Source organism: Bradyrhizobium manausense, from assembly GCF_018131105.1.
GTDB classification, from domain to species: domain Bacteria; phylum Pseudomonadota; class Alphaproteobacteria; order Rhizobiales; family Xanthobacteraceae; genus Bradyrhizobium; species Bradyrhizobium manausense_B.
In genome coordinates, this window is record NZ_JAFCJI010000008.1 from 40459 (window position 1) to 66570 (window position 26112).

Below are 26112 nucleotides of genomic sequence, written 5' to 3' on the forward strand. Positions count from 1 at the left end.
ACTATCCTCCTCCTTGCAGGGCGGCCCACATGTCCTGGTCGCGCTTGTCGGTCCAGATCACGGGGTCGTCGATCCCCGACGCTTCGTCATAGGCACGCGAGACGTTGAACGGCAGGCAGTGCTCGTAGATGGCGAAGCTGTGGAACTTCGGGTCCATCACCTCGCGGGTCGCAGCCATCGATTCCTTCAGCGTGCGTCCTTTGGCGACGGAGACTTCGGCGGCCCCGTAGAGCGAGGTGACGAAGTCGCGCGTCATCGCGATGGCTTCGCGCACCGTGGCTGTGCCCTTCAGCGCATCGCCGCGGCCGGGCGCGATCGCCTTGGGATTGAAGTTGCGGATCTCGTTCAGCGTCAACGGCCATTCGCGCAAATGCGCGTCGCCGCAATAGCAAGCCGAATGATATTCGATGAGATCGCCGGAGAACATCACTTCGGCATCCGGCACCCAGGCGACGATATCGCCGGAGGTGTGCCCCGCGCCGAGCTGCATCAAGCGTACCTCGCGCTTGCCGAGGTAGATCGACATCTCGCCTTCAAAGGTCAGCGTCGGCCAGGTCAGGCCGGGAATGCTCGCGGCATCCTGGAATAGCCGCGGGAAGCGGCCATACTCGGAATCCCAATCCTGCTGGCCGCGCTCCTCGATGAGACGATAGGTCTCCTGCGAAGCGACGATGCCCTGCGCCTTGTAGGCGGAGGCACCGAGCACGCGCACAGCATGATAATGCGACAGCACGACATATTTGATCGGCTTGTCAGTGACCGTCTTGACGCGCTCGATCACCTTGTTCGCCATCGCCGGCGTCGATTGCGCGTCGAACACAAGACAGCCGTCGTCGCCGACGATGATCGCCGTGTTCGGATCGCCTTCGGCAGTGAACGCATAAAGATCGGTGCCGATCTCGGAGAATGTGATCTTCTTCTCGGAGAGATCGCCGGTGGACGCGAAGTTCTTCGCCATCAGTTCGTCCTTAAGTCCTGGGGTTATTGTTGTTGCTGTTGTTGCTGCTGGCCGTCGATCATGCGGCGCTTTGCCAGCACGAGCGATTCCCGCAGCACATCGATATCGCCGATATGGTTGGCGAGGATCAGCACCAGTGCCGCGTCGAAATCGGCGCTCTGCTCGTCGGTGAGACCGCGATGCGCTTCGACAATGGCGCGAAAGGCATCATCAGGCCGCGCAAAATTGGAACTGGTGGAGAGCGGCATCTGAAACCTCAATTCAAGCCTGCAGCCCGCGACAACGCGGCTGCGATTGCCTCGCGCGTCGGATGACGGAAGCGCGCAGCGACATAGCCATCTGGTCTGAGCAGATAGGCAGAGCCCGGCTCGGCATCGTAGCGCTTGGCGACAAGACCCAGGGGATCTGCAAGCCCGCCCTCGCCGCCGACGCTGATATCCTTCACGCCGTCGGGCACATCGACCGCCGCGCCATTGCTGAACGAGAGCAAGGCGAAGTCCGTTCCACCCTTGCGGAAGGCATCCGTCAGATAGGCTTGCTGGCCTATGGGTGCATCGGACATTGAGCAACCAGGTGGCGGTCCGCCGCGCCACGTGTCGGCATCCGGGGACGACAGCGACGAGTCATAGCTGCACGGCACGGAGAGCCGCCCGCCATTGACCATGCGCTTGCCGAACTCGGTTTCCTTGGCCAGCGACAGCACCGCCTGGCGCAGCCGCGCTTCCTGATGCGAGTTCGGCGCCATGAAATCCGTCGACCGGGTGGATTCGCGGATGTTCTCGTCGGCCGCGAGGCTGCGCTCGACATGGTAGCTATCGAGCAGGCTCGCGGGCGACGTGCCGCGCAGGACGCGATCGAGCTTCCACGAGAGGTTCTCGGCGTCTTCGAGCCCAGAATTGGCACCACGCGCACCGAACGGTGAAACCTGATGCGCCGAGTCGCCGGCAAAAATCACGCGGCCATGGATGAAGCGATCCATCCGTCGGCACTGGAATTTGTAGAGCGAGATCCATTCAAACTCGAACTTGTCGTGGCCGAGCATGCGCGCGATTCGCGGCCGCACATTCTCAGGCTTCTTCTCGACCACGGGATCCGCATAGCGGTTGAGCTGGAGATCGATGCGCCAGACATCGTCGGGCTGCCGGTGCAACAGCGCCGAACGTCCGGCATGAAACGGCGGATCGAACCAGAACCAACGCTCCGTCGGGAATTCCGCGGTCATCTTCACATCGGCGATGAGGAACTGGTCCTCGAACACCTGCCCCGCAAACTCGGCGCCGACCATTTGCCGCAGCGAGGAGCGCGCGCCGTCGCAGGCGACGACATATTGCGCATGCAGGCGATAGGCGCCTTCGGGCGTTTCGATCGTGAGCACGACGGAATCGTTGCGTTGCTCGACCGCCGTCACCTTGTTGCGCCAGCGCAGATCGATCGCGGGCAGATCGCTGATGCGATCGACCAGATAAGCCTCCGCGTAATATTGCTGGAGATTGATGAAGGCCGGCCGCTTATGGCCGTCTTCGGGCAGCAGATTGAACTGATAGAGCTGGGACTCGCCGTGAAAGATGCGACCAACACTCCACACCACCCCCTTGTCGACCATGCGATCGGCGACGCCGAGCCGGTCCCAATATTCCAGCGAACGCTTCGAGAAGCAGATCGCGCGCGAACCCTCGCCGATGCGATCAGCATCATCCAGAAGCACGACGCGCTGGCCGCGCTGGGCGAGATCGATCGCCAGCGACAGCCCGACCGGACCCGCGCCGACCACCACAACCGGATGCTCGGCCGGGCTCTGGCCGGGGCGATCCTGATCCGGGTGGCGGCGGTATCCGAACTGGGTTTTGGCCTTTTGCGTATTGGCACCCGCCATACACGAACCTCGGCTCTGGTCAGGAGAGAACTGATCTGCTAGATAGTCTCACGTGCAACTATTATTGGACCGGAGCCGGCCGGCCGTCAACTGGAATTCGGAGCGCTCTCCTTGGCGAGGACATCCAGCGACATCGCGCTGAAGACAAGAGAAGTGATCGAGGCTTCCCCGCGACCCAAACCGCGGCTCGATCTGTTCAAGTTCGTACCGTTCCGGCTCAACCGACTTGCAGCGGAGGTCAGTTCCGCGCTCGCGGTCGAGTATCAGGAACGTCACGGCCTCGACATTCCGGCGTGGCGCGTGATCGCCACGCTTGGTTTCCGCAGCGATGCCTGCAGCGCGCAGTACATCTCGCAATGCACCCGCACGCACAAATCGACCATCAGCCGCGCGGTGACGACGCTGCTGCATGACGGCCTGATCGAGCGGGTCGAGAACGAAGCCGACCGCCGCGAATTCCGCCTGCAGCTGACGAACAAGGGCCGCGCGCTCTACGAAGAGTTGTTCCCGCAATTGCTGCGGCGGGAAGACGAGATCCTCGCCTGCCTGTCTGCGCAGGAGCGCAAGCAGCTCTCCACTCTGCTTGGCAAGATCGAGGAAAGCCTCGACCTGATCCAGACCAGCGAAGAGGCCGACGCCAAGCAGGCGTATTAGCCCGCTCTGTCATTCCGGGCTCGCGCTCTGCGCACCCCGGAATGACGATGCCCGCTATTTTGCAAACGATCGCGTCGGCGGCAGGTGCAGCGCCCAGACATTGTCGCCGGCGCGCGGATAGATCTCGGTCACAACAGGATCATGGCCCGGAATGTAGCGGTCGGGATGTCCGGCGAGGCGCTCGATCGTCTCCCAACCCACGGCCATGTCACCGACATTGTAGACGATCGGAAACGGGCTCCGACGCTGCAGATTGGCGTAGTAATGCGCAGCGTCCGACGCCAGCACCACCGGTCCGCGCGCGGTCTCGACCTTGACCACCTGCAAGCCGTCAGAGTGACCGCCGACACGGTGCACCGTCACGCCGGGCGCAACCTCGCCATCGCCGGAATAGAAATTGACGCGCTCGCCGTAGACATGACGCACCATCTGGGTGACGTGCTCGACCGAGAACGGATGTCGCAGCAGTCCGTTGCACATGCAGCGGCCCGTCGCATAGGCCATCTCACGCTCCTGGAGATGGAAACGCGCGTTCGGGAAGCGATCGAGATTGCCGGCGTGATCGTAATGCAGATGCGTCACGATGATATCGCGGATGGCTGACGCCGCGACGCCGAAGCGCTCCAGCGCATCGACCGGATTGAGCGTGAGCTTGCGCGCGCGCGCGGTAGCCTCCTCGGCATTGAAACCGGTGTCGACCAGGATATCGCGGCCCTGCCCCCGGATCAGCCAAACGAAGTAGTCGAGGTCCTGCGCCGCGCTGTCATGCGGGTCCGGCGCCAGAAAATTCATGCTGGGGGTGCGCGGCGACATCGTCGCATAGCGCAGGGCGTAGATTTCGTAGGCGTTTCCCATGGCTTTGGTCCCGGCTTTTGCTTTTTTGAGTGGGCCTTCGGCGCACCAAGCCATCGTCCGTCGCAAAGGTCAAACATCCGCGACTTCGGCGGAAGACGGGTCGCAATGTGAGACCAATCACATTTTCGTCGCTCATCCCGGCCTAACATGGCCGCCGGAACCCCGAACGAGCACGTGTCGAGTAAAGCCGTGAACGCCAAGATATTCCTCGCGGAGCCGACACATCCGTCGCGGTCAATTGTCGCGATAGTGCCCAATCTCCAAGCGGTTGACGCCCCCATTCCCCGGTTTGATAATGCACTTTGCGTAAGTTAAGGTCGCCGCGGCGCAAGCTGGGAACGGCGCCTTTTTGGCTGGACCGCGCTGATTATGAAAATTCGCTTCCTCTTTCTTCTGCCATTGCTTGTCTCGTTCATCCCGACCGCGCCGTCGCATGCGGCCGGCGACCGCTTCGCGCTGGTCATCGGCAACGCCAAATATCCTGATGCCGACAGCCCGTTGAAGGAGCCGATCAACGACGCCCGCGACGTCGCCGACGAACTCAAGCGCGACGGCTTCTCGGTGGAGGTCGGCGAAAACCTAACCGGCGACGGCATGCGCCGCGCCTTCGACAAGCTCTACGGCAAGATCAAGCCGGGCTCGGTCGCGCTGATATTCTACAGCGGATTTGGCATTCAGTCGGCACGCCAGAGCTACATGATCCCGGTCGATGCGCAGATCTGGACCGAATCCGACGTCCGCCGCGACGGTTTCAGCATCGAAGCCATTTTGGGCGAACTCAACACCCGCGGCGCCGGCGTCAAGATCGCGCTGATCGACGCCTCCAGGCGCAACCCGTTCGAACGCCGGTTCCGCAGCTTCTCGGCGGGCCTGACCCCCGTCATCGCGCCGAACGGCACCCTGGTGATGTATTCGGCGGCGCTGGCATCGGTCGTGTCCGATGCCGGCGGCGACCACAGCCTGTTCGTCCAGGAACTGCTCAAGGAAATCCGCGTCCCCGACCTGATGGCGGAGGAAACGCTGAACCGCACCAAGATGGGCGTCACCCGCGCCTCGCGCGGCGAGCAGGTGCCGTGGATCTCGTCCTCGCTCGCCGAGGATTTCTCGTTCATCCCCGGAGCGAGCGGATCGCGTCCGACGACGACACCGCCGCCACCGACGCCAGCGCCCCCCGCACCGTCACCGCCTCCCGTTGCCAACAACCCGCCTCCGGCCCCGCCGCCTGCACCGGTGGCTGCGAACAATCCGCCGCCACCGCCCGCGCCTCCATCACCACCGCCGCCGTTGCCAAAGCCGCAGGTGGAGGCCGCACTGCCTCCGCCGCCCCCGCCGGTCAAACCCGTCGAGATCACCCCTGCGCCAAGCGCAAATAGCGGGCCGAACGCGGCCGCGCTGGCCGAGGATCCAACCATCAAGGGCCTGACGGCCAAGATCGCCGCCAATCCGGACGACGTGAATGCGCTGTACCGGCGTGGCCAGGTCTATGCCAGCAAGGGGGCCTACAGCCTCGCCATCAAGGATTTTGACGACACACTGCGGATCAACTCGAAGGACGTCGAGGCGCTGAACAACCGCTGTTGGACCCGGACCGTGGTCGGCGACCTCCAGGGCGCATTGAAGGACTGCAACGAAGCACTGCGGCTGCGACCGAATTTCGTCGATGCGCTTGATAGCCGCGGCCTGGTGAACCTCAAATCCGGGGCGGTGAAGAACGCCATTGCCGATTTCGACGCCGCTCTGAAGATCAACCCGCGCCTGACCTCCTCCCTTTACGGACGGGGCGTGGCGAAGCAACGCAACGGCTCGGCCCAGGAGGGCGCGCTCGACATCGCCAATGCCAAGGCGATGGACCCGAATATCGTTCAGGAATTCGCAAGCTACGGAGTCCGTTGATATTTTTTTGATTCGAGGCCGCCGGCTCCTCGAACCCTGGAGGGCCAGGCCAAGACTAACCAAACGGATGCCGCAGGCGGCCTCGCCGTGGGGCTATTGCAGGAATTTTGGAACCGCGCAGGAGGGACGGACAATGAGATTGGCCGCAAAAGGACTGACCGCAATTCTGTCCATCATCACCGTCAGCGCGACGCTGTCGCTCTCACCCGTCTTCGCCGGCGATGACGGCAACAGCAAGAACGTCACCGAGGACGAGATCGTGCGTGCGCTGGCGCCGGCGCCGAAGAAGCCCCTGACCCGTGGCCTCTCGGTCGCCCCGCAAGCTGATCGGGCGTCGAACCCGGCGGAAACCAAGCTGATCCAGTCCGTCCGCGGCCGCGCCACGCGCTCGCTTTCGTCGACCGAGCGCGAGGAACTCGCTTCCGCTGCCAAAGACAAGCCGAATATCGATCTCGAAATCACCTTCGATTACAACTCGGCCGATATCAGCGCCAAATCGCTGCCATCCGTGCAGGCGCTCGGCCGCGCATTGACCAGCCCGGACCTCAAGGGCTCGACCTTCGTGGTCGCCGGGCACACCGACGCCGCCGGCGGCGAGAGCTACAATCAGGAGCTGTCTGAGCGCCGCGCGGATTCGATCAAGCGCTACCTTGTCGAGAAGTACAGCATCTCCGCGACCGACCTCGTCACCGTCGGTTACGGCAAGAGCAAGCTGAAGGATCCGAGCCAGCCGATGGCGGAGGTGAACCGCCGCGTGCAGGTCGTGAACATGGAAAACAAGACCACCGCATCGAAGTGACCGCGACGTAATCCTTTGCAGTGACCGGTCGTGATGTGGTGTAAAGTCTTTATCCCAGCGCGCGTCCCGCAGCCCTGTGGGACGCCGCTTCGTTTCAGGGAAGCGCTCCCGATAACCTCGAGCCAGGCCAGGATGATCCGGCGATGAACGTCTCCGAATATCTCAAGCCTGCGGCAACTGTGGCGTTCATCGTTGCGCTCGGCGCCGGCTACTACTGGTTCGAGCATCGGCATCGTCCCGAGGCAAAGGAGACGCCGGGCGAGGCCCTCGTCATCGTGACGAAGTCGACCAATGCCTGTTTCTCCGACCTGGTGCGGGTGACCGGCTTCTTCGTGCCAAGACGCGAGGCCGTGGTGGTCGCAGATCAGGAAGGATCGAAGGTCACCGATCTCTTCGCCACCGAAGGCGCTCTCGTCACCGACAATCAGGAGCTGGCGCGCCTGTCGCCGCCGCCGCAGATGCCGGGCCAGCCGCAACGACCGGGCTCGCAGGGTCCGATCTCGCTGAAGGCGCCCGCGGCGGGTCTCATCACGGAGGTCCGCACCATCGTCGGCGCGCCGGCCTCGCCGCAAGCCGGACCGATGTTCCGCATCGCCGTCAACAATGAGATCGAGCTCGATGCGCAGGTGCCTGGCGTGCACATGTCGAAGCTGAGCCCCGGCGCGACGGTGCGGATCAGCCGGGATGACGCCGCCGACCTTATCGGCCGGGTCAGGCTGGTTGCTCCCGAGATCGACCGCACGACGCAACTCGGCCACGTTCGCATCAGCGTCACCAACAATCCCTCATTGAAGGCCGGCATGTTCGCGCGGGCCTCCATCGACGCCAAGCGAAGCTGCGGCGTCGCGGTTCCCAAGACTGCGATCGACCATCTCACCGTGCAGGTGGTCAAGGGCAACACCGTCGAGACACGCAGGGTGCGCGTCGGGCTGACCTCCGACACTCAAACGGAAATCCTGGAAGGCGTCGATGTCGGCGAAATCGTCGTGGCCGACGCCGGCTCTTCGCTCCATGACGGCGACCAGATCAAGACCATGTTCGCCGATGAACTCGATCGCACGCGGGGACGCTGATGGCACTCAATATCTCGGCATGGTCGATCCGTCATCCGCTGCCGTCTGTCGTCTTTTCGTTCATCCTTCTGCTGCTCGGCTGGGCCTCGTTCACCAAGCTCGCAGTGACGCGACTGCCCTCGGCAGACATTCCCGTGATCTCGGTCGCAGTGTCGCAGTTCGGTGCGGCACCGGCCGAGCTTGAATCCCAGGTTACCAAGACGATCGAAGACGCCGTATCCGGCGTCGAAGGCGTCTGGCACATCACCTCGTCGATCACCGACGGCCTGTCGCTGACCACGATCCAGTTCGCGCTATCGACCAACACGGATCGCGCGCTCAACGACGTCAAGGACGCGGTGACGCGCGTCCGCTCGAACCTGCCGCAGAACGTCACCGAGCCGCTGATCCAGCGCGTCGACGTCATCGGCCTGCCGATCGTCACTTATGCCGCGATCTCGCCCGGCAAGACGCCCGAGCAACTGTCCTATTTCGTCGACGACGTGGTCAAACGTGCCATGCAAGGCGTCCGCGGCGTCGCCCAGGTCGAGCGCATCGGCGGTGTCGAGCGCGAGATCCTGGTCTCGCTCGATCCCGACCGTTTGCAGGCGATGGGACTGACCACCGTCAATGTCAGCCAGAGCCTGCGCGGCACCAATGTCGATGTCGCCGGCGGCCGCGCCGAGATCGGCAAGAACGACCAGGCCATCCGCACGCTGGCCGGAGCCAAGACCCTGAGTGATCTCGCCGGCACCATGATTCCGCTGTTCGCGGGCGGTGAAGTGCGGCTTGACGATCTCGGCACCGTCACCGACACCATCGCAGACCGCCGCACGTTCGCCCGCTTCAACGGCGAGCCGGTCGTTGCACTCGGCATCAAGCGCTCCAAGGGCGCCAGCGACGTCGTCGTCGCGGCCGCTGTACAGAAGCGCATCGATGCGCTCAAGGCGGCCTATCCCGACGTCGACCTGAAGCTGATCGACACGTCGGTCGAATATACCAAGGGCAACTACGAGGCCGCGATATCGACCTTGTTCGAGGGCGCCATCCTCGCCGTCGTCATCGTGCTGCTGTTCCTGCGCGACCTGCGCGCCACCATCATCGCCGCGATCTCATTGCCGCTGTCGATCTTCCCGGCGTTCTGGGCGATGGACATCCTCGGCTTCTCGCTCAACCTCGTCAGCTTCCTCGCCATCACGCTCTCGACCGGTATTCTGGTCGACGATGCGATCGTCGAGATCGAAAACATCGTGCGACACATGAACATGGGCAAATCGCCCTACCGTGCCGCCCTTGAAGCCGCCGACGAGATCGGCCTCGCGGTGATCGCGATCTCGCTGACCATCATCGCGATCTTCGCGCCCGCGAGCTTCATGTCCGGTATCGCCGGGCAATTCTTCAAGCAGTTCGGCATCACGGTGTCGGTACAGGTGTTCTTCTCGCTGCTGGCGGCACGTTTCGTCACGCCGGTGCTGGCGGCCTACTTCCTCAAGCACCACACCCATGAAGAGCCGCCGCCAGGCCGTGTATTGCGGGGCTATCACAGCGTCGTCGCCTGGTCGGTGAAGCACTATTTCTTCACAGTGCTGATCGGCTTCGGGATCTTCGCGGCCTCGATCTGGAGCATCACGCTTCTGCCGCAGGGCTTCCTGCCGACGCAGGACAGTGCGCGATCGCTGATCGCCCTCGAACTGCCGCCCGGCACCCAACTCGCCTACACCGAAAAGGTCACCGAGAACATCGTGACGCAGCTGCGCAAGCGGTCGGAGGTGAAGAGTATCTTCGTCGATGGCGGCCGCATTCCGCCCGGCACCCAGGAAGTCCGGCGCGCATCGCTGATCATCAACTACGTGCCGAAGGCCGATCGCAAGATTACCCAGCGCGAACTCGAATTCTCCATCAGCCAGGAGCTGGAGAATATCCCCGACCTGCGCTTCTGGTTCCTGGACGAGAACGGTCTGCGTCCCATTTCGCTGGTCGTGACCGGCGTCGACGCCAACATCGTCAACAACGTCGCAAGTGAGCTTGCGACGCAGATGAAGCGGATTCCGACGATTTCCAACGTGATCTCGGAAACGTCGCTGGAGCGGCCCGAACTGCGCATCGAACCACGAGCCGATCTTGCGGCGCGGCTCGGCGTCTCGACCGAAAGCCTGTCGCAAACCATCCGCGTCGCCACCATCGGTGACGTCGGACCTGCGCTCGCCAAGTTCGACGTCGGCGATCGGCTGGTCCCGATCCGGGTGCAACTCGAGGATGCCGCGCGCGGCAATCTCAAGACACTCGAGCAATTACGTGTGCCGCTCGGCGAACACGGCGAGAAAGGCGGCGTACCGCTGTCGGTCATCGCCGACGTCAAGCTCGATCAGGGACCGACAAGCATCAACCGCTACGACCGGGATCGTCAGGCGACCGTTGCCGCCGACACCGTCGGCACGACGGCGCTCGGTGATGCCACCAAGCTGATCAACGAACTCCCGGTCATGAAGAGCCTGCCGAAGGGCGTGAAGGTCTCACCGTCGGGCGACGCCGAGAGCCTGAACGAATTGTCCGACGGCTTCGCCACGGCGATGAAGGCCGGCCTGCTGATGGTCTATGCGGTGCTGGTGCTGCTGTTCGGCACCTTCCTGCAGCCGATCACCATCCTGTTCTCGCTGCCGCTGTCCATCGGCGGCGCCATCGCAGCCCTGCTCGTCACTGGCAAGCAGCTCACCACGCCGGTGTGGATCGGCATCCTGATGCTGATGGGCATCGTCACCAAGAACGCGATCATGCTGGTCGAGTTCGCCATCGAATCGATCAACACAGGCAGGCCGCGCGACGAGGCAATGATCGACGCCGGCATGAAACGCGCCCGCCCGATCGTGATGACCACGATCGCGATGGCCGCCGGCATGATGCCGAGCGCGCTCGCGGTCGGCGCCGGCGGCGAATTCCGCTCGCCAATGGCGCTCGCGGTGATCGGTGGCCTGATCTTCTCCACCGTCCTGTCGCTGGTGTTCGTGCCCGCGATGTTCATGGTGATGGACGACCTTGGCGCGCTGATCTGGCGCTTCGGCAAGCGGCTGATCGTGCACAGCGAGGATGCTGAGGCCGGCGGTCATCACGCAGCTGCGCCGACGGATGCGGCGCCAATGCCCAAAAACGTCGTGCACCCTGCGGCGGAGTAAACTCCGTCCGAGCCGGTTCATGCGAGCGAACGGGAATCGTCGCAGCGAGTGAAATTCCTCGCTGCGACCTCCCCGTCCTATTCGTTCCTCGCGATCGACGTCAGCTTGGTCATGTTCCGCAGCAGGATCCGTCCGCGCTGGAGATCCAGGATCGCCTCCTTGCGCCAGGTCTGAAGCTGACGGTTGACGCTCTCGCGGGCGGCGCCGACGAAGACGCCCAGCTGCTCCTGCGAGATGTGCACCTCGGAACCGAAATCGGCTGCGAGCGCGCAGAGACGCCGCGCCAGACGCACTGGCAGGGGCTGCAGCATGGATTCCTCCATGCGCTCGCTCTGCCAGCGGATGCGCTGGCACAACAGCGCGATGATCTTGATCCCAACCTTTGGCTCGCGCTCAAGGAAGGCCAGGAAATCTTCGCGCCGCAGCACGAACAATTCGCTGGCCTCGCCGGCGGTCGCATCGGCGGTGCGGTTCTGACCGTCCAGCACCGCAACCTCGCCGAACAGGTCGCCCGCCCCCATGAAGTTCAGCGTTAGCCGGCTACCGTCGGATGCGCCGGTCTCGATGCGGACCTGGCCGCGGCGTACGCCGAACAGCGCATCACCCGCGTCCCCCTTCTGAAACAGAACCTCGCCATTCGCCAGATGCTGGGTGTGGCAAAGGTTGGACAGCCGCTGGAGTTCGTCCGCGCCGAGATCGGCGAACATGGCATTCATTTTCAGAATGACCGCAAATTCGGCCTGCTTGCTCATTTCAACGTCCTTGTGAATCTATTTGGCAAATCGCTTGGAAAGCATCGTCGTCAGGATCGCGTAAAACCGCTGTTTGGAAGTGTGTCATAAGTCACATAAGTTTGCAGCACCCTCCGATTATTTTTAGCGGCTTGGAGCGGCTTGGCGTCCGGGGATAAACTCTGGGGCAGAGGGCGGGTGCAAAGGACAAGTGCCCCCGCCAGGTCTGACGCCGCTTGCTCGCCGTTGGGAACTCGAGATGAGAGCAGTCAAATTCGCCGGCGCGGCGGTGGTCGCCGTCATCATCGTGGTCGCGCTCCTGCTGGTGATCGGGATCCCCTCGGGCTTCCTGACGTCGAAGATTGCCTCGCGCGTGGAGAGCGCGACCGGCTATCGCATGACCATCGACGGCGGGGCGAAGATCAGCCTGTGGCCGACGCTGAACATCACGCTGAACGATCTCACGCTGCAGAACCCGCGGGATCGCAGCGGCATCACGCGGGTGACGATCGAGCGGGTGCAGGTCGACATGTCGCTGGCCAGCGCATGGTCGGGCCGCCCCGAGATCCGCGAGATCGTCCTCACCCATCCGGTGCTGTACCAGCCGATGCTGCGCGATCGGCTGCCCAATGCCGATACCTCGCCGAAGCCGCTTGCATCCGACATGGCCGGCGCAACCATCGACCGCTTCAAGATCAAGAACGGCGAAGTCGCCTTCTCGCGCGTGCGCGACCGCGTCGAAAGCCGCATCAGCGCCATCGATGCCGACGCCGTCATCGGCCGCGACCGCACCATCAAGGTCACCGGCACGGCGCGCGTCAGCGAGCACCCGGCCAGGTTCGACATCAAGGCGACCACGCCGGCGCCGCCGACGGAGCGGCAGGCCATCCCGGTGGATTTTGCCATCGATATGCCCGACGTGCTGAAGTCCCAGCTCGCAGGTCGTGCCGACATGCGCCTCAACGGCGATGTTGTGATGATCAACGGCATCAACGGCACGCTCGGCGATAGCGCCTTCAACGGCTGGGCCTCGGTCGACATCGCGAGCAAGCCACTGGTGAAGCTCGATCTCGACTTCCAGCGGCTGACAATCCCGCAGTCGCAATCGTCGCAGGATACGTCCGGGCAGCCCTGGAGCGATGCGCCGATCGATGTCTCCGGGCTGAACTATGTCGATGCGCAGTTGCGGATCTCGGCGACCGAAGCCCTCGTCGGCGGGGCGCGCCTTGCGCCGCTGGCGCTCGATGCAAAACTCGCCGGCGGCATCCTGAAGGCGGGCACCGCCAATCTCGGCGCCTATGGCGGCCAGGTCTCGGGCGAGCTGATCCTGGATGCGACCTCCGGCGCACCGAGCTTTGCGATGCATTCCGACATCGTCGGCGTGCGGGCGCTGCCGCTGTTCCAGGGCTTGGCCGACTTCGACCGGATTGACGGCAAGCTGCAGGCCAAGCTGGCGCTGCGCAGCGCCGGACGCAGCCAGCGCGCGCTGATGGCGAACATGCAGGGCACCACCTTCGTCAACTTCCAGGACGGCGCCATCCGCGGCATCAATGTCGCGCAGATGATCCGCTCGCTGACGACGAGCAAGCTGTCCGGCTGGCAAGACAACCAAAACCTCAATCAGAACCAGAACGCCAGCCAGAACCCCAGCCAGGAGCTGAGCACCGACCTGTCGCAGCTCTCCGCCTCGTTCCGCATCGACAAGGGCCAGGCGGTGACGACCGACTTCACCCTGATCGGACCGCTGGTGCGCATCACCGGCGCCGGCACCCTCGCGCTCGACACCAAGATGATGGGCTTCCGCGTCGAGCCCAAGCTCGTGATGACCACCGAAGGCCAGGGGCGCACCTCCGAGCCGGTCGGCTTCGGCATTCCCGTGATGATCTCGGGCCCCTGGTCGCAGCCGCAGATCTACCCTGACATGGCCGGCATGATGGACAATCCTGATGCGGCCTATGCCAAGCTGCGCGAGATGGGCAAGGGCCTGTTCGGCCCTGACGGCGCCAGGCTCGGCGACATCCTGAACAGTTTTGGCCTCGGCGGGACCGCCGCTGCAAATGGCGGCAACGGCACCACGGCCGGCAGCAACACCAATCCTCAGATCCAGCTGCCGAACAACATGCCGATGTCCGGCGGTCAGCTCGGTGAAGCCATCGGCAATCTGATCCAGCAGGGATTGTCCAACAGCCCCCTGTCCAGCGGCACCGGGACCGGCCGGAGCCGCGGCCTGCCGGGCACCTCGACCACGCCCGCCCAAAGCCAGCCGCCGCAGGATCAATCGCTCCAAAATCCGCCAGTCGCCCAGCAGGACAGCCAGCCGATGAACGACGTGATGCGGCAGCTCTTCAATCGGTAGGTTCGGCACCAACGCTTCGGACTCCGACGCAGTGGCGGTGATCCATCCCACCACGAACCGCATCGCTCCTCGCCGCGACTAACCCTCGCCTCGATGGCGAGGCGAGGGTTCGGATGGGAGACGATTGTGGCGCTTGCCTTGCCTTCGCGTGCGTATGATTTGCAGATGCTGGACCGTCCCACCGAGCGTGCGCGCGACCATGGCTGGATCTTTGGCCTGCCGCCGGGCATCCGGAGCGAGCAATGGCCGCTCGATGCCGTCACCGGCTATCCGCTGATGCACGGCTTTACGCTTCTGCTGCCGGACGATTATCGCGTGCATGGCGAGGACATCGTCGCGGTCTCGTTCTTCGCGACCGCGCCCGATCACAATGACGGCGGCGCGCCCGATGATCCAGAAATCCGCGAGGCGGTGGCGGCGCGGCCCACGCATCCGCGCCTCTCGCGCATGACCGACATTCTCGATTACGAATATGCAGCGATACTTCTGACCAAGTCCGAATATGACGGCGCGTTCGCGACGCCGCCGGCGCCGCTCGCACTTGCGACCGCGGAACGACCGCGCTGGTTAGATGTCGGCGGCGCCAGGGCGTTTCACGAATCCGCGCCCGGCCATGCGAGGAAGCTCCTCCCGAGCACGCCACTCGCCGATCTCGCCGAGACCCGTGCCATCGTGCTGGCGGCCCGCACCGATGACCCCAACGCCGGCAAGGGCCCGCAGGATACGCATGTGAAGCACGGGGCACCGACCGGATATCAGCCCTATTACTACTATGTCGATGGTGTCGTGAGCCGCGACAATTTCCGCCTGCACGATTGGGGGAAGAACCATGCGCCCAACCACCTCGGCGGCACCATGCGGCCCTGCCAGGCCGTGCCCGAGATGAGCCCGTTCTACATCGAGTTCGAGGAATATTTCGGCGGCTACAATTTCGGCGGCGGCAACGCACAGCTCGACTTCAGGGACATGAAGTTCGACTGGGCATGCGGCTGATCACGTCCCGCGCTTTGGCCCCATCGCCTCGAACCCTGCCTTCTGCTCGTCGCTCAGATCCGCCTCGAAATCGTCGAGCGCATCAGTGACGCCGCCCACCGCCTGCAGCATCGTCTGGAGTCGCGTCTTCACGGCGGCGAGTCGGGCTTGCGGGGTCGCTTCCGCCTTCATCGGACAGGCGCTCAGCGTCTCCATGGTGCGCAGCGTGGTGCCCTGGAGCACATCGAGCCGGGCGCGTCCGGTGTCGTCGAGCTTGAGCGTGCTGGCAATGTCGTCAGCGGGCCATTGCTGCTGCACAAGCTGCTCATACTTGCGCTGGGCCTGCACATCGTAGCGAGGATCGTAGTTGGGATCGCAGGCTGCTGCCGCCTGCGGGTTCTTGTGCTGGGCCGAAGCAAGCGCGGCCTGGCGCTCCGTCGCCAGCGCATCGAGTTTTGCTTTCTGGCCGTCATCGAGGAGGTCGACGAATTTGTTCAGCGGCTGCGCCAGCGCATCTGTTGCCTTGATCATGGCATCGAGGCGGGCCTGCATCACACCGAGGCGTTCCATCGCCGTTGTGGGCGCCTGTGTCGGGCACGAGGCACGAATGCTATCGCGCGCCGAGGTCCAGGCGGCAACGAAATCGTCGAGCGCCGTTCGCTGCATCTCGTTCGGCTGCACCGCGGCGGCGATCCGGTCGACAGGCAAGCCGCCGGTGTCACTGGCATCGCAGACATTCTCCACTGAGGGGATTTTTCGCGCGCGCCTTCCTTGCGGCGCGGTGTAGGCGGCAAGCTCGGGGGCCGCATAGGGTGCGAAGATCGCGGCATAGATATCGCCATAGCCATAGAGCGAGAGGCTGGTCGTATCGCCAAAGATGATTGCGGTGGTGAGATCGTCCTGCGCGAACGGCCAGAACACGGGCCCGACCCAGCCATAGCTGCCGTCGGGATGACGCCACCACCCCTGCGGACGGCGGCCGCCATGCCAACCCGACAGGGCCGCTCCTGCGGTCAGGGCGGCCCGCAGGACGGCGGGATTGGCGGGCTGACGGTGCTCAGTGCCGCGCGGATCCTGCGACCTCAACGCGGCGTCGCGAGTGCGGCGGCCGCGCACGCCCATGCGCGCGTGGCGCAGGCGCGACATGCCGATGATATGACCGACGGCGAAACGCGCGACACCGAGCGGGCCACCGCGCAGTCCGAACTGCGCCTCCGCCCTGTTGGGCAGCAGCACTGCCAAGACCACAAGGGTTGCGCCAACGAGCGCCAGTCCCAAGCGCGATCTCGACAAGACCGTTGACCTGACCACCGAGCCGACCCCTGAGCTGACCACTTCCTGGCCCTCCTCCAGCGCCAAGCGCGCATCGCGTCGCATGGAGACGACTCGCCCGGGAACCAATTGTTCCGCAGCGAGACGGGCAAAGCGTCGCAGAGAGGTGAGGCATCATCGCGGCGAGTGCCACGATCTGTAGCCTCACTGCGCCTTTTGCGGCACCAGAACGGTCTGGCCGGGATAGATCAGATTCGGATTGCGGATCTTTTCGCGGTTGGCGTTGAAGATCACCGCGTAGCGGGCGCCGTCGCCGTAGGCGAGACGGCTCAGGGCCCAGAGGCTATCGCCGCGGGACACGACCCGGCTGCCACCGGCCTCTGCCGTCGCAGTGCTGAGGGCCTCTGCGGGCGAGGCCGATGCGACCGTCGCGGCCGGCACCCTCGCCATGGACTTGGGTTTGGGCGTCCCCATCAACCGGGGCCGAGCCGCTGATCGCTCCGACGTCGCGGCGAGACGCGGCGACGGCAGGGAAGCGACGACGTCCGATTTGTCGTCGGGCTTTGCGTCAGGCTTCGCTGCCGCAGTGACGCGCGCCGGTGGCGGCGCGACCTCGGCAATCTTCACCGGCATGGTCCGGCTGGACTGCGTGACGGTGCCGTCGGGCGCCCTGGCGCGCAGCGCCAGTTCATAGCTGCCGGCAGGAAGCTTCGGCGGGGTCATCACGAACTGGCCCGACGCATCGGCGACGACGCTGTCGAGCGGCTGGCCGTCGCGCAGCAGCTCGACCTTGGCGCCCGGCGCCGCCTGACCCGCGATCACGGCCGCCTCGCCATGATCGTCAACGCGGGCGACGTCGAAACGCGGACCAGTGTCCGCAACTGAAGGCTGCGGCTTGGCCGGCGCGACATCAGCCAGCGCCGCGACCTGCTCCTGGGTCTCGGCGAGCGCCCCCACCTTCGCGGTGCCGGCCGGTGCCGGCGAGACAGCCGCAGGCGGCGGTGCAGCCGCGGCGAGCTTCTGGTCCTCGGTCTTCTGTTCCGTCCTGGATTCTGTTCCGGCCTCAGCCTTGGCCTTTGTCTTGGCGTCTGTCTTGGCCTCACCCTTGGGTTCGACCTTGGCTTCGACGTTAGCCTGGGCTGTGGGTTGGACCTTCACCTCAGGCTTGCTCTCGGGCTTCGCGACCGCGGCGACCTCGGTGCTCGACCCGCCAGGCAGCATACGGCGAAGCTCGGTCGGACCGATCACCATCACGGTGCCGGCCACCGCCAGCAGACAGAATGCAATGAAGGCCTTGGATGCGGTGATCATCAGTCCTCAAACCAAATTCCTGGGTCGCAAATCGACCCCGGCAAATTGCGCCGTTTTGGCTGCGGCAGCAAGACGGTCGAAGGGATGAACCCGGCCGGCCCTATCCGCGTCAAATGAGCGAAGCCGCCTCGCGACCAGTCCCGAAGCCCGTTCCTGGCGGCCATTTTTTAGGAATTTCACCATGACTGCATTTCGCCGCACCGCGCCATGGCTGGCGCTTGCCCTGACGCTCGCCGCCTCCCCCGCGCTTGCCACCTCCGGTCCGGCGCCGGGGTTCGTCCTCACCGACAATGCCGATCTCGCCTTCACCTCGCCCGACGGCGCCACCAAGCTCGAGCAATACATGAAGGATGCCGGCGACTGGGACGTCAAATGGCAGGTCTGGGCGCGGCGCGGCGATCAGATGACCGAACTGAAGCCGGAGCAGGGCTATGGCGCCGGCTTCCGCTTCACCAGCGACTCGCAATGGCTGGTGCGGATGCAGAAGACCGGCTCGGGCGAGCAGGATCTGTTTCTTTACCATGTCGAGAACGGCGCCTTCGTCAACGCCACAAGGAAGTCGCTCAGCGATCTTGCCTGGGCCTATTTTCACAGCCGGCCCGACACCGGGAATATGAAGCTCGACTACCACATCTCGGCCAATCTCATGAAAGGCACCGAGGATGCTTATCGCTGGCTCAAGGTCGACTGGCCCAACAACCGCTACCTCTTGATCTCGCTGTCGGGCGAAATGGACAAGCATCCGAAGAACGTCGCCGTGAAGGGATTAGCGGACTGGAAATGCCGATACGATCTCAAGACCGGCAAATTCGACGTGCCGCCGATGTTCGCCAAGAGCAACGCGGAGGCGCTGAACTGGGAGATCAAGCGATGAGGCCGCGATGGTCACTTGTGCGACGGGAACCAACTCGCTGATTCCGCTTCGATTCATATTTCCCTAACCCTGACTGGTAACCGGGTCTTTTCGGTTTTGCTGCACCTTGCATCCCACGGGAGGACTGGATGGGTGCATCAATCCGATGGACTGCGCGACTGCGCGCGCTGCTTCGCCAGTGGCGGGGCGCGCCGCTGACGTGGCTGATCGTCGGCGGCTTCGTGCTGATGGCGGCGATGGCCATCGGCACCGGACTGACCGTCGACCGCTTCCGCCAGAACGCGATCGAGAGCGGTCGCGACAGCCTGGAGAGCTCCGTCCGTCTGCTCGCCCGCCATTTCGACCGCGAGTTCGAGGACTTTGCAGTGCTCCAGAAGAGCATCATCGCGGAGCTCGAAAGCCACGGCATCGATTCCCCCGACGTGTTTCGCAGCGAGATGGGCACCCTCGCCGTGCACGAGGTGCTGCGCACCAAGGCCAGCGGCTGGTCCGATGTCGCCGGCGCCAATGTGTTCGATGCCAACGGCGTGCTGATCAACTCGTCGAAGCGCTGGCCCGTTGCCGACATCTCGGTGTCCGATCGCGGCTATTTCATTAGGCTCAAGAACGATCCGGCCTCGCAGGAAGAGGTCGAGGTCGTGCCCGGCCGGTTCGGCACTGGTCCGGCAATCGTGTTCGCCCGGCGCGTCTCCGGACCACGTGGCGAGTTCCTCGGCCTGGTGTCGCGGGCGATTACGCCGGAGCAACTCGAATCCTTCTTCGCCTCGACCGGCCTCGGCGAGGAATCCTCGATCGCGATGCACCACCAGAACGGCCAGTTGCTCGCGCGCGTTCCGCATGTCGACGACATGATCGGGCAGAACTATCGCACCGGCTCGCCGGAGCAGATGGCCGTGTTCGAGCGCACGTTCGTCACCACGCAACTTGCCAGCCCGATCGACGGCAAGGACCGCATCGTCGCCTCGCGCATGCTGACCGGCGAGCCGCTGGTCGTGGTCGCCACCAAATCGCTGGACGCAACGCTCGCGACCTGGCGCACCCAGACCAAATTCTTCGTCACCGTCGCCGTGCTGTCGATCGGCCTGCTCGTGCTCACGCTGTTCCTGATCTTCCGCCAGGTGACGCATCGCGTCTCGCTGGAGAAGCAGCGGCTCGACACCGCGATGAACACGATGACGCAGGGCCTCCTGATGTTCGACCAGGACGAACGGCTCATCGTCTGCAATCGCCGCTACATCGACATGTACGGGCTCTCGACCGCGGTGGTGAAGCCCGGCGCCTATTTCCGCGACGTGATCCAGCATCGGGCCGACACCGGCTCGTTCGACGGCGACGTCGATTCCTATTGCGATGACATTCTGGACAGCGTCGGGCAGATCCAGAGCACCGTCGTCGAGACCTCCGACGGCCGCCTGATCGAGATCAAGAACCAGCCCGCCGCGGCCGGCGGCTGGCTCGCCACCCATAACGACGTCACCGCGCGCATCCGCGCCGACGAGCGCATCGCCCATATGGCGCATTACGACGCGCTGACCGACCTGCCCAACCGCGTGCTGATGCGCGGCCATCTGGAACGCCGCGTCACGGAGCTTGCCCAGGGCAAGCCGTTTGCGATCCTCTATATCGACGTCGACGAGTTCAAGGGCGTCAACGATTCGCTCGGCCACGAGGTCGGCGACGAATTGCTGCGCCAGGTCGCAAGCCGCCTGCGCGCCTGCGTCAGCGGCAACGACCTGGTGGCGCGGCTCGGCGGCGACGAGTTCGCGATCGTCAAGGCCGGGACCTGCGACCAGGCCGAGCTGTCTGCGCTGGCCGAACGGATCCTGACATCGCTGCGCATGCCGGTCGATTGCAAGGGCCAGGAAATCACGAGCGATGCCAGCATCGGCATCGCGATCGCGCCCGACCACGGCGACAATCTCGAAGACCTGCTCAAGCGCGCCGATCTCGCGATGTACGCGGCGAAGTCGGAGGGCCGCGGCACCTTCCGCATCTTCGTGCCGGAATACGACGCCAAGGCGCGGCAGCGCCGCCAGCTCGAGCTCGATTTGCGGCAGGCGCTGGTGCGCGGCGAGTTCGAAGTGCATTACCAGCCGCTGGTCGATCTCTCCGCCAATATCGTCAACGGCTGCGAGGCGCTGCTCAGGTGGCGCCATCCGGAACGCGGCATGGTCTCGCCCGCGGACTTCATTCCGGTTGCCGAGGACACCGGCCTGATCGGCGAGATCGGCGAATGGGTGCTGAAGCAGGCCTGCACCGAAGCAGCTTCCTGGCCCGGCGACATCCACATCGCGGTCAACGTTTCACCGGTGCAGTTCCGGTCCAAGACGCTGGCATTGAAGGTAGCCTCTGCGCTCGCCGAATCGGGCCTCGCGCCGGGGCGGCTCGAGCTCGAGATCACCGAAACCGTGCTGATCCGCGACGACGAAGAGGCGCTGACGATCCTCCAGCAGCTGCGCGAGCTCGGCGTGCGCATCGCGCTCGACGATTTCGGCACCGGCTATTCATCGCTGAGCTATCTGCATCGCTTCCCGTTCGACAAGATCAAGATCGACCGCAGCTTCATCAGCGACATCGGCCAATCCGAGGATTCCTCCCCGATCGTCCAGGCCGTGGTGCACATGGCCGCCGCCCGCCACATGGCGACGACCGCCGAAGGCGTCGAGACCGAAGCCCAGCGCGAAGTGCTGCGCCAGCTCGGATGCAGCCAGATGCAAGGCTGGCTGTTCAGCCCGGCGGTGCCGGCGGCAAAGCTGAAGCAATTGCTGTCGAGGCAGGCGGCCGCGGCTTAGGCGTGTGCGCCCGCGGATCGCGGCGACGACGCTGCGCCCGTGTTCGACCGAGCCGCCCGGCGAGTTGAGGATGAGAACGAGCCGGCGCGGGTCCGTCTTGTAACGGATTGACGCTTGCCGAACGCCATTTTCGGTAACTCCCGACATGCAGATCGGCCGCAATCTAGGGGCGTCCCCCATAAGATTAGCGCTAAGCCGCACCGGCAAATTCTCATGATCTGGAGCGATCATCCCGTCCGGGAAAATAGGATCGAACACTGCAGCTTGCGGTTATTGCTCCGCTGAGACGACCGGAACTCCCGGCGGCGGGCATCACCCGGCATTGCATCACGCACGTCGCAGACGCCTTGCGTCTGCGCGGGCGTATGCGTGCGAATGATCCAACGAGGCGACATGGCGATCGCGTATCTCCGGATGATCCCTCTCGTGGCGGTTGTCGCCCTGACCGGCATGCCCGCGGACGCCCGTGACGATGGCCGCTTCGCGAACTCGCCCCTCAAAGGCTGGTTCGAGAGCCTGCGCAGCAAGGGTGGCGGCCCCTGCTGCGCGGATGCCGACGGCACGGCGCTCGATGACGTCGATTGGGAGACGCGCGGCGGGCATTACCGCGTGAGGATCCAGAGCGAATGGATCGACGTGCCCGATGACACCGTGATCACCGAGCCGAACCGCGTCGGCCGCACCATCGTCTGGCCTTATTATGTCGGCGGCCGCACCATGATCCGCTGCTTCATGCCGGGCAGCATGACGTGAGCGTTCGAGAAAGATGATCAGGGCTCACCGGTATCGCCGACCAGGCCGCGAAGCTGCTCGATATCGATAATTGAGCCTTCGAACGTCGAGACGACCGGCTCCAGCGATGCATCGTCGTTCAAAAACTTCTCGACGGTGCTCAGCACATCCGAGGCGCTACGCGCGACGACCATCAACGATCCGACTTTCACGAGGAAGGGCAAGTGCTACTCCGGCGTCTTGAAGCCTGGCGAGCACAGACATTCGCTGACGTGCGAACTGGTTTTCAGGGGTCTGCACTGTCTCAGCAATCGTCGCTTCTGCATTCGGAGTTTCCCAGACTCCTGCCCGCGTCAACTATAGCCAGCGTCAAACCTCAATCAACCCATTGTTTTTAAAAGAGTATCTTACTCATAAGCCCGTTTTCAGGCCTCTTGGGGAACTTTAGCCGAATGAGTAAGTTGAGTAATCTACTCACCCGCTATGGCGAGAAAGGGCTATGCAGGATCTTCGCGGAGAACGTCTTCAAATCATGCTCACCCCGGACGAGCTTTCGCTCGTCGATGATTTCAGATTCAGGCGCCGCATGCCGACCCGGGCGGCGGCAATTCGGGAATTGCTGAGATTGGGATTAGCCACCACGCCCGTCCAGGCCGACGGAAGCCGCTCCAGCCATTACGGCCTGTTCGATCGCGGGCCGGATGGGCACAAGCCCCGTGGCGATGGCAATCAGGAGTCGGGCTAGCCGAAACAGATATGGATGCTCGTTCAGCGTCCGCTCAGACTGGTGCCGATACATCAGTATCGATCTTTTTTCGCACCTTGTATTCGCGCGGCGTTCCCATATCTCACCGGCATGATGAAGCTCACACGCGTTCAGGACCAGGCCATTCAGGCGCTCATGGCCGGCATCGTCGGTGCCGAGACATTCGATCATGCCTTCGCGGGCATCCGCTTCGATGAAATCGAGGGCACGATGCTCTATGCCTTCGCCAGGAACGAAGATGTCGCGTCCGACATCGAGGACAGCTACTCGCCTCTCATCGCCGCCGTCGCCTCGCGGGTGCTCAACAAGCAGGTCGACGTCGTCGTCGTGATGCCCAAGGTCTTGCAATAACGTCCTGCAATAAGCTTCCGGATTAGCGTCTTGACGCAACCCACCGGCCTGCATGGGCCGGGCGTGACCTTGCGATCAAACCACGTTACCCTCTTGAGACAAGAACAAGAGGAAACGCCAATCGTGTACGACTACATTATCGTGGGCGGCGGCTCGGCAGGGTCCGTGCTGGCCCACCGGCTCTCCGCCAGGAGCGCCAACAAGGTTTTGCTGTGCGAAGCCGGACAGGACACACCGCCGGGCAACGAGCCGGCCGAAATCAGGGACAGCTATCCCGGCACCGCCTATTTCGACCCGCGCTTTCACTGGACCGAACTCAAGGTCACCACCCAGGTCGTCAGCCACAACAATCCGAACGAAAGCCGCCCGCCCTTGCGCAAATACGAGCAGGCGCGCGTGCTCGGCGGCGGCTCGTCGATCAACGGCCAAATGGCAAACCGCGGCGCACCGACCGATTACGACGAGTGGGACGCGCGGGGCGCCGAGGGCTGGCGTTGGAACGACGTGTTGCCCTTCTTCAAGAAAGTCGAGCGCGACCTCGATTTCGACGGCCCGTATCACGGCAAGGATGGCCGAATTCCTGTGCGACGCATTCCCAGAGAACACTGGACGCGGCATTCGCAGGCTTTCGCCGACGCCTTCCAACAGGCCGGCCATCAATATCTGCCTGACCAGAACGGCGAGTTCGTCGACGGCTATTTCCCGGTAACGCATTCCAACCAGGCAGAGCAGCGCGTCTCGGCTGCGATGGGTTATCTCGATCGCGACACCCGCAAGCGCGCCAACCTCACGATCTCCACCAACACGCAGGTCAGGGAGCTGATCTTCGAGGGTACGGCATGCGTCGGCGTGAAGGCGGTGATTGACGGGCGCGGGCAGGAATTCCGGGGGCGCGAGATCATCCTCTCCTCCGGCGCCATCCACTCCCCGGCACATCTCTTGCGCGCCGGCATCGGCCCGGTCGGCCATCTCAAGGACATGGGCATTCCGGTGCTGATGGGCCTCGCGGGTGTCGGCCAGCGCCTGATGGATCATCCCTCGATATCGCTGTCGTCTTTCGTCCGCCGCGGCGCGCGCATGAACGAGCACACGCGACGCCACATGCAGCTCGGCTTGCGTTACTCGTCCGGGCTGCCGGGCGTTCCGAAGGGCGACATGTTCGTCGTCCTGCTCAGCAAATCAGCCTGGCACGCGGTCGGCGCGCAGATCGGTTCGGCGCTGACCTTCGTCAACAAAACCTATTCCGAGACGGGGCAGGTGAAGCTCGCCTCACGCGATCCATCGGCCGAGCCGGTCGTCGAGTTCAATTTGCTGTCCGACCGGCGCGATCTCGAGCGCCTGATGAGCGGCTTCCGCAAGATGGCGGCCATTCAAATGAGCGACGCCGTGAGGGCGGTGACCGACAAGCCGTTCCCGGCCGCCTATACCGACAAGGTGCGCAAGATCGGCGTGGTCAACACCAAGAACAGGATTCTGACCAAGATCGCCGCGACCTTGATGGATGGGCCGGCAGCGCTGCGCCACTATCTGATCGACAATTTCGTGGTCGAGGGTTTTACCTTTGATGACGTGATCAACGACGACGAGGCGCTGGAAGCCTTCGTGCGCAAGGCCACCATCGGTGTGTGGCACGCCTCGTGCTCGTGCCGCATGGGTCGCGCCAATGATCCGATGGCGGTGGTCGACACGGAGGGGCGCGTCAGAGGTATTCAGGGCCTGCGCGTCGTCGACGCCTCGATCTTCCCGGTGGTGCCATGCGCCAACACCAATTTTCCGGTGTTGATGTCAGCGGAGAAGATCGCGGCGTCGATGATGCAGTAATCGCTGCGGGACGAGGTCCGGAAACTGAAGGCAAATCCGAACCGGACCTCAAGCCGCAGGCTTGGAAAAGCAGGCTTGGAAAAGCAGGCTTGGGGAAGACGAATGCTTACACCCGAGGCTTGGCCGCGTGCGCTTCGACAATCTCGGCGTCCGGATGGGCGACGATGGTGGCGAACATGATGCCGCTGATGATGAGCGACCAGGCGGTGTCCCAATAAATCCAAAACACGTTCCAGCCTCCTTTTGCCGGCCTCCGTCGTGGCGTCCTCCACCCGCGAGAGCGAAGTAACGGCGCGAGGAGGACGCCGTTCCCGGGCGATGCCAGCGCGGGCCTGCGGCTTGAGCAAGGGCAGGCGAAGCTTAGCGCTTTCCAGTGTTGGTCGGCGAGGCCTTGCCACCGGTTTGATCGGGTTTGCCGGTGTGGCGCTTTGCCACGACATCTTCATCGTGCGCGCCCTCGCGCGGACGCGGCGGCGGCTTGGGCTGGCCGGACTGGCCGCCGTGCTTGCCACCCATGTCGGGTTTACCTTCGAGGTCGTTTTCGCGGGGCATGCCGGGTCAATGCGCTCGGCCGGCAATGGTTCGTAATTTGCTCGTGCGCTGTTCGGCTGTGAACGAGTTCATAGGATCGTCGCCTTTTGCGGTGCACGATGGTTGGTGCGCTGGGGGCGCATCGAACCTTCGACGGGATTTGGCCTGATGCGGAAGCAACTTGTTGCCTGGACCATCCTGAGCTCCGCTCTGGTCGCCATCGCCGTATGGTCCGTGCTCGGCCCGCCCGACCATGTGGCCGGTCCGCACCTGCCCTCGCGCGACCTGACAGCGTCGATGCGGTGAATTCGGCCCTCCGGTTCGCTCACCCTGCGACCGATACAATTTC

Annotated in this window: 24 protein-coding genes; 14 read left to right on the top strand and 10 right to left on the bottom strand. The window is 64.0% G+C overall.

Translation table 11 applies throughout. The features are described 5' to 3' along the window. Position 1: 1 nt before the first annotated feature. Genes JQ631_RS31065 through JQ631_RS31075 form a run of 3 tightly spaced genes read right to left on the bottom strand, consistent with a single transcriptional unit; the run spans position 2 to position 2831 of the window. Positions 2-958 carry an MBL fold metallo-hydrolase gene (locus JQ631_RS31065; RefSeq protein ID WP_212333557.1) on the bottom strand — a complete coding sequence of 319 codons (957 nt, stop codon included), beginning with the start codon at positions 956-958 and terminating at the stop codon, positions 2-4. A 23-nt stretch (positions 959-981) separates the two neighbouring features. Continuing rightward, entirely contained in the window at positions 982-1206 is a 225-nt protein-coding gene (locus JQ631_RS31070; protein ID WP_212333559.1) for a DUF2783 domain-containing protein, read from the bottom strand. An 8-nt stretch (positions 1207-1214) separates the two neighbouring features. Next, a complete protein-coding gene (locus JQ631_RS31075) occupies positions 1215-2831 on the bottom strand; it encodes an FAD-dependent oxidoreductase (protein ID WP_212333561.1) in 1617 nt (538 codons plus the stop codon). 111 nt (positions 2832-2942) lie between these two features. On the opposite strand from JQ631_RS31075, the gene JQ631_RS31080 reads away from it, so the two are divergent. After that, entirely contained in the window at positions 2943-3485 is a 543-nt protein-coding gene (locus tag JQ631_RS31080; protein WP_212333563.1) for a MarR family winged helix-turn-helix transcriptional regulator, read from the top strand. A gap of 54 nt (positions 3486-3539) precedes the next feature. On the opposite strand, the gene JQ631_RS31085 is transcribed toward JQ631_RS31080, so the two are convergent. Next, positions 3540-4340, bottom strand: a complete 801-nt coding sequence (locus JQ631_RS31085) for an N-acyl homoserine lactonase family protein (protein WP_212333565.1) — start codon at positions 4338-4340, stop codon at positions 3540-3542. A 369-nt stretch (positions 4341-4709) separates the two neighbouring features. Between JQ631_RS31085 and JQ631_RS31090 the strand changes: the two genes are divergently transcribed. The 4 genes from JQ631_RS31090 to JQ631_RS31105 all read left to right on the top strand — a co-directional run bounded on the left by JQ631_RS31090 (position 4710) and on the right by JQ631_RS31105 (position 11254). Next, positions 4710-6233 carry a caspase family protein gene (locus JQ631_RS31090; RefSeq protein WP_212333567.1) on the top strand — a complete coding sequence of 508 codons (1524 nt, stop codon included), beginning with the start codon at positions 4710-4712 and terminating at the stop codon, positions 6231-6233. 133 nt (positions 6234-6366) lie between these two features. Continuing rightward, positions 6367-7032, top strand: coding sequence for an OmpA family protein (locus tag JQ631_RS31095; RefSeq protein ID WP_212333569.1), 666 nt, complete (start codon positions 6367-6369; stop codon positions 7030-7032). A 143-nt stretch (positions 7033-7175) separates the two neighbouring features. After that, positions 7176-8105, top strand: coding sequence for an efflux RND transporter periplasmic adaptor subunit (locus JQ631_RS31100; RefSeq protein WP_212333572.1), 930 nt, complete (start codon positions 7176-7178; stop codon positions 8103-8105). Continuing rightward, positions 8105-11254 (top strand): efflux RND transporter permease subunit, encoded by a 3150-nt coding sequence (locus JQ631_RS31105; protein WP_212333576.1) that lies wholly within the window; start codon positions 8105-8107, stop codon positions 11252-11254. Before JQ631_RS31100 ends, JQ631_RS31105 begins: the two co-directional genes overlap by 1 nt. Before the next feature lie 77 nt (positions 11255-11331). Here JQ631_RS31105 and JQ631_RS31110 read toward each other — a convergent pair whose 3' ends face one another. Continuing rightward, positions 11332-12006 (bottom strand): Crp/Fnr family transcriptional regulator, encoded by a 675-nt coding sequence (locus tag JQ631_RS31110; RefSeq protein WP_212333578.1) that lies wholly within the window; start codon positions 12004-12006, stop codon positions 11332-11334. A gap of 238 nt (positions 12007-12244) precedes the next feature. Here JQ631_RS31110 and JQ631_RS31115 point away from each other — a divergent pair, with 238 nt between their 5' ends. Next, complete coding sequence (locus tag JQ631_RS31115) at positions 12245-14341, top strand: AsmA family protein (RefSeq protein ID WP_212333581.1); 2097 nt, start codon at positions 12245-12247, stop codon at positions 14339-14341. A 165-nt stretch (positions 14342-14506) separates the two neighbouring features. Beyond that, entirely contained in the window at positions 14507-15334 is an 828-nt protein-coding gene (locus tag JQ631_RS31120; RefSeq protein WP_249161326.1) for a hypothetical protein, read from the top strand. Here the strand turns inward: JQ631_RS31120 and JQ631_RS31125 are convergent, their stop codons facing one another. After that, entirely contained in the window at positions 15335-16585 is a 1251-nt protein-coding gene (locus JQ631_RS31125) for a Spy/CpxP family protein refolding chaperone (RefSeq protein WP_433995536.1), read from the bottom strand. It lies immediately after the preceding gene. A 204-nt stretch (positions 16586-16789) separates the two neighbouring features. Beyond that, positions 16790-17896 (bottom strand): LysM peptidoglycan-binding domain-containing protein, encoded by a 1107-nt coding sequence (locus JQ631_RS31130; RefSeq protein WP_212333590.1) that lies wholly within the window; start codon positions 17894-17896, stop codon positions 16790-16792. A 181-nt stretch (positions 17897-18077) separates the two neighbouring features. On the opposite strand from JQ631_RS31130, the gene JQ631_RS31135 reads away from it, so the two are divergent. The 3 genes from JQ631_RS31135 (at position 18078) to JQ631_RS31145 (ending at position 22315) form a co-directional block, all read left to right on the top strand. After that, positions 18078-18770: a hypothetical protein gene (locus tag JQ631_RS31135; RefSeq protein ID WP_212333593.1), complete on the top strand. Its 693-nt coding sequence runs from the start codon at positions 18078-18080 to the stop codon at positions 18768-18770. Positions 18771-18898: 128 nt separating this feature from the next. After that, on the top strand, positions 18899-21562 hold the full coding sequence (locus tag JQ631_RS31140; protein WP_212333596.1) for a bifunctional diguanylate cyclase/phosphodiesterase: 2664 nt from the start codon (positions 18899-18901) through the stop codon (positions 21560-21562). 393 nt (positions 21563-21955) lie between these two features. Beyond that, positions 21956-22315, top strand: a complete 360-nt coding sequence (locus JQ631_RS31145) for a hypothetical protein (RefSeq protein WP_212333598.1) — start codon at positions 21956-21958, stop codon at positions 22313-22315. A gap of 17 nt (positions 22316-22332) precedes the next feature. On the opposite strand, the gene JQ631_RS31150 is transcribed toward JQ631_RS31145, so the two are convergent. After that, positions 22333-22518 carry a hypothetical protein gene (locus tag JQ631_RS31150; RefSeq protein ID WP_212333600.1) on the bottom strand — a complete coding sequence of 62 codons (186 nt, stop codon included), beginning with the start codon at positions 22516-22518 and terminating at the stop codon, positions 22333-22335. A 275-nt stretch (positions 22519-22793) separates the two neighbouring features. Between JQ631_RS31150 and JQ631_RS31155 the strand changes: the two genes are divergently transcribed. The 3 genes from JQ631_RS31155 to JQ631_RS31165 all read left to right on the top strand — a co-directional run bounded on the left by JQ631_RS31155 (position 22794) and on the right by JQ631_RS31165 (position 25232). Next, a complete protein-coding gene (locus JQ631_RS31155) occupies positions 22794-23039 on the top strand; it encodes a hypothetical protein (RefSeq protein WP_212333602.1) in 246 nt (81 codons plus the stop codon). A gap of 111 nt (positions 23040-23150) precedes the next feature. Then, on the top strand, positions 23151-23411 hold the full coding sequence (locus tag JQ631_RS31160; RefSeq protein WP_212333604.1) for a hypothetical protein: 261 nt from the start codon (positions 23151-23153) through the stop codon (positions 23409-23411). Positions 23412-23534: 123 nt separating this feature from the next. Continuing rightward, the gene (locus JQ631_RS31165) at positions 23535-25232 is read left to right on the top strand and encodes a GMC family oxidoreductase (RefSeq protein WP_212333606.1); all 1698 of its coding nucleotides are present in this window, start codon (positions 23535-23537) and stop codon (positions 25230-25232) included. Between the two features lie 106 nt (positions 25233-25338). Here JQ631_RS31165 and JQ631_RS32545 read toward each other — a convergent pair whose 3' ends face one another. Next, positions 25339-25461 carry a hypothetical protein gene (locus tag JQ631_RS32545; protein ID WP_349645033.1) on the bottom strand — a complete coding sequence of 41 codons (123 nt, stop codon included), beginning with the start codon at positions 25459-25461 and terminating at the stop codon, positions 25339-25341. Positions 25462-25592: 131 nt separating this feature from the next. Further along, positions 25593-25784, bottom strand: a complete 192-nt coding sequence (locus tag JQ631_RS31170) for a hypothetical protein (RefSeq protein WP_212333608.1) — start codon at positions 25782-25784, stop codon at positions 25593-25595. A 147-nt stretch (positions 25785-25931) separates the two neighbouring features. On the opposite strand from JQ631_RS31170, the gene JQ631_RS31175 reads away from it, so the two are divergent. After that, the gene (locus tag JQ631_RS31175) at positions 25932-26069 is read left to right on the top strand and encodes a hypothetical protein (RefSeq protein WP_212333612.1); all 138 of its coding nucleotides are present in this window, start codon (positions 25932-25934) and stop codon (positions 26067-26069) included. The last annotated feature ends 43 nt before the right edge of the window (positions 26070-26112 follow it).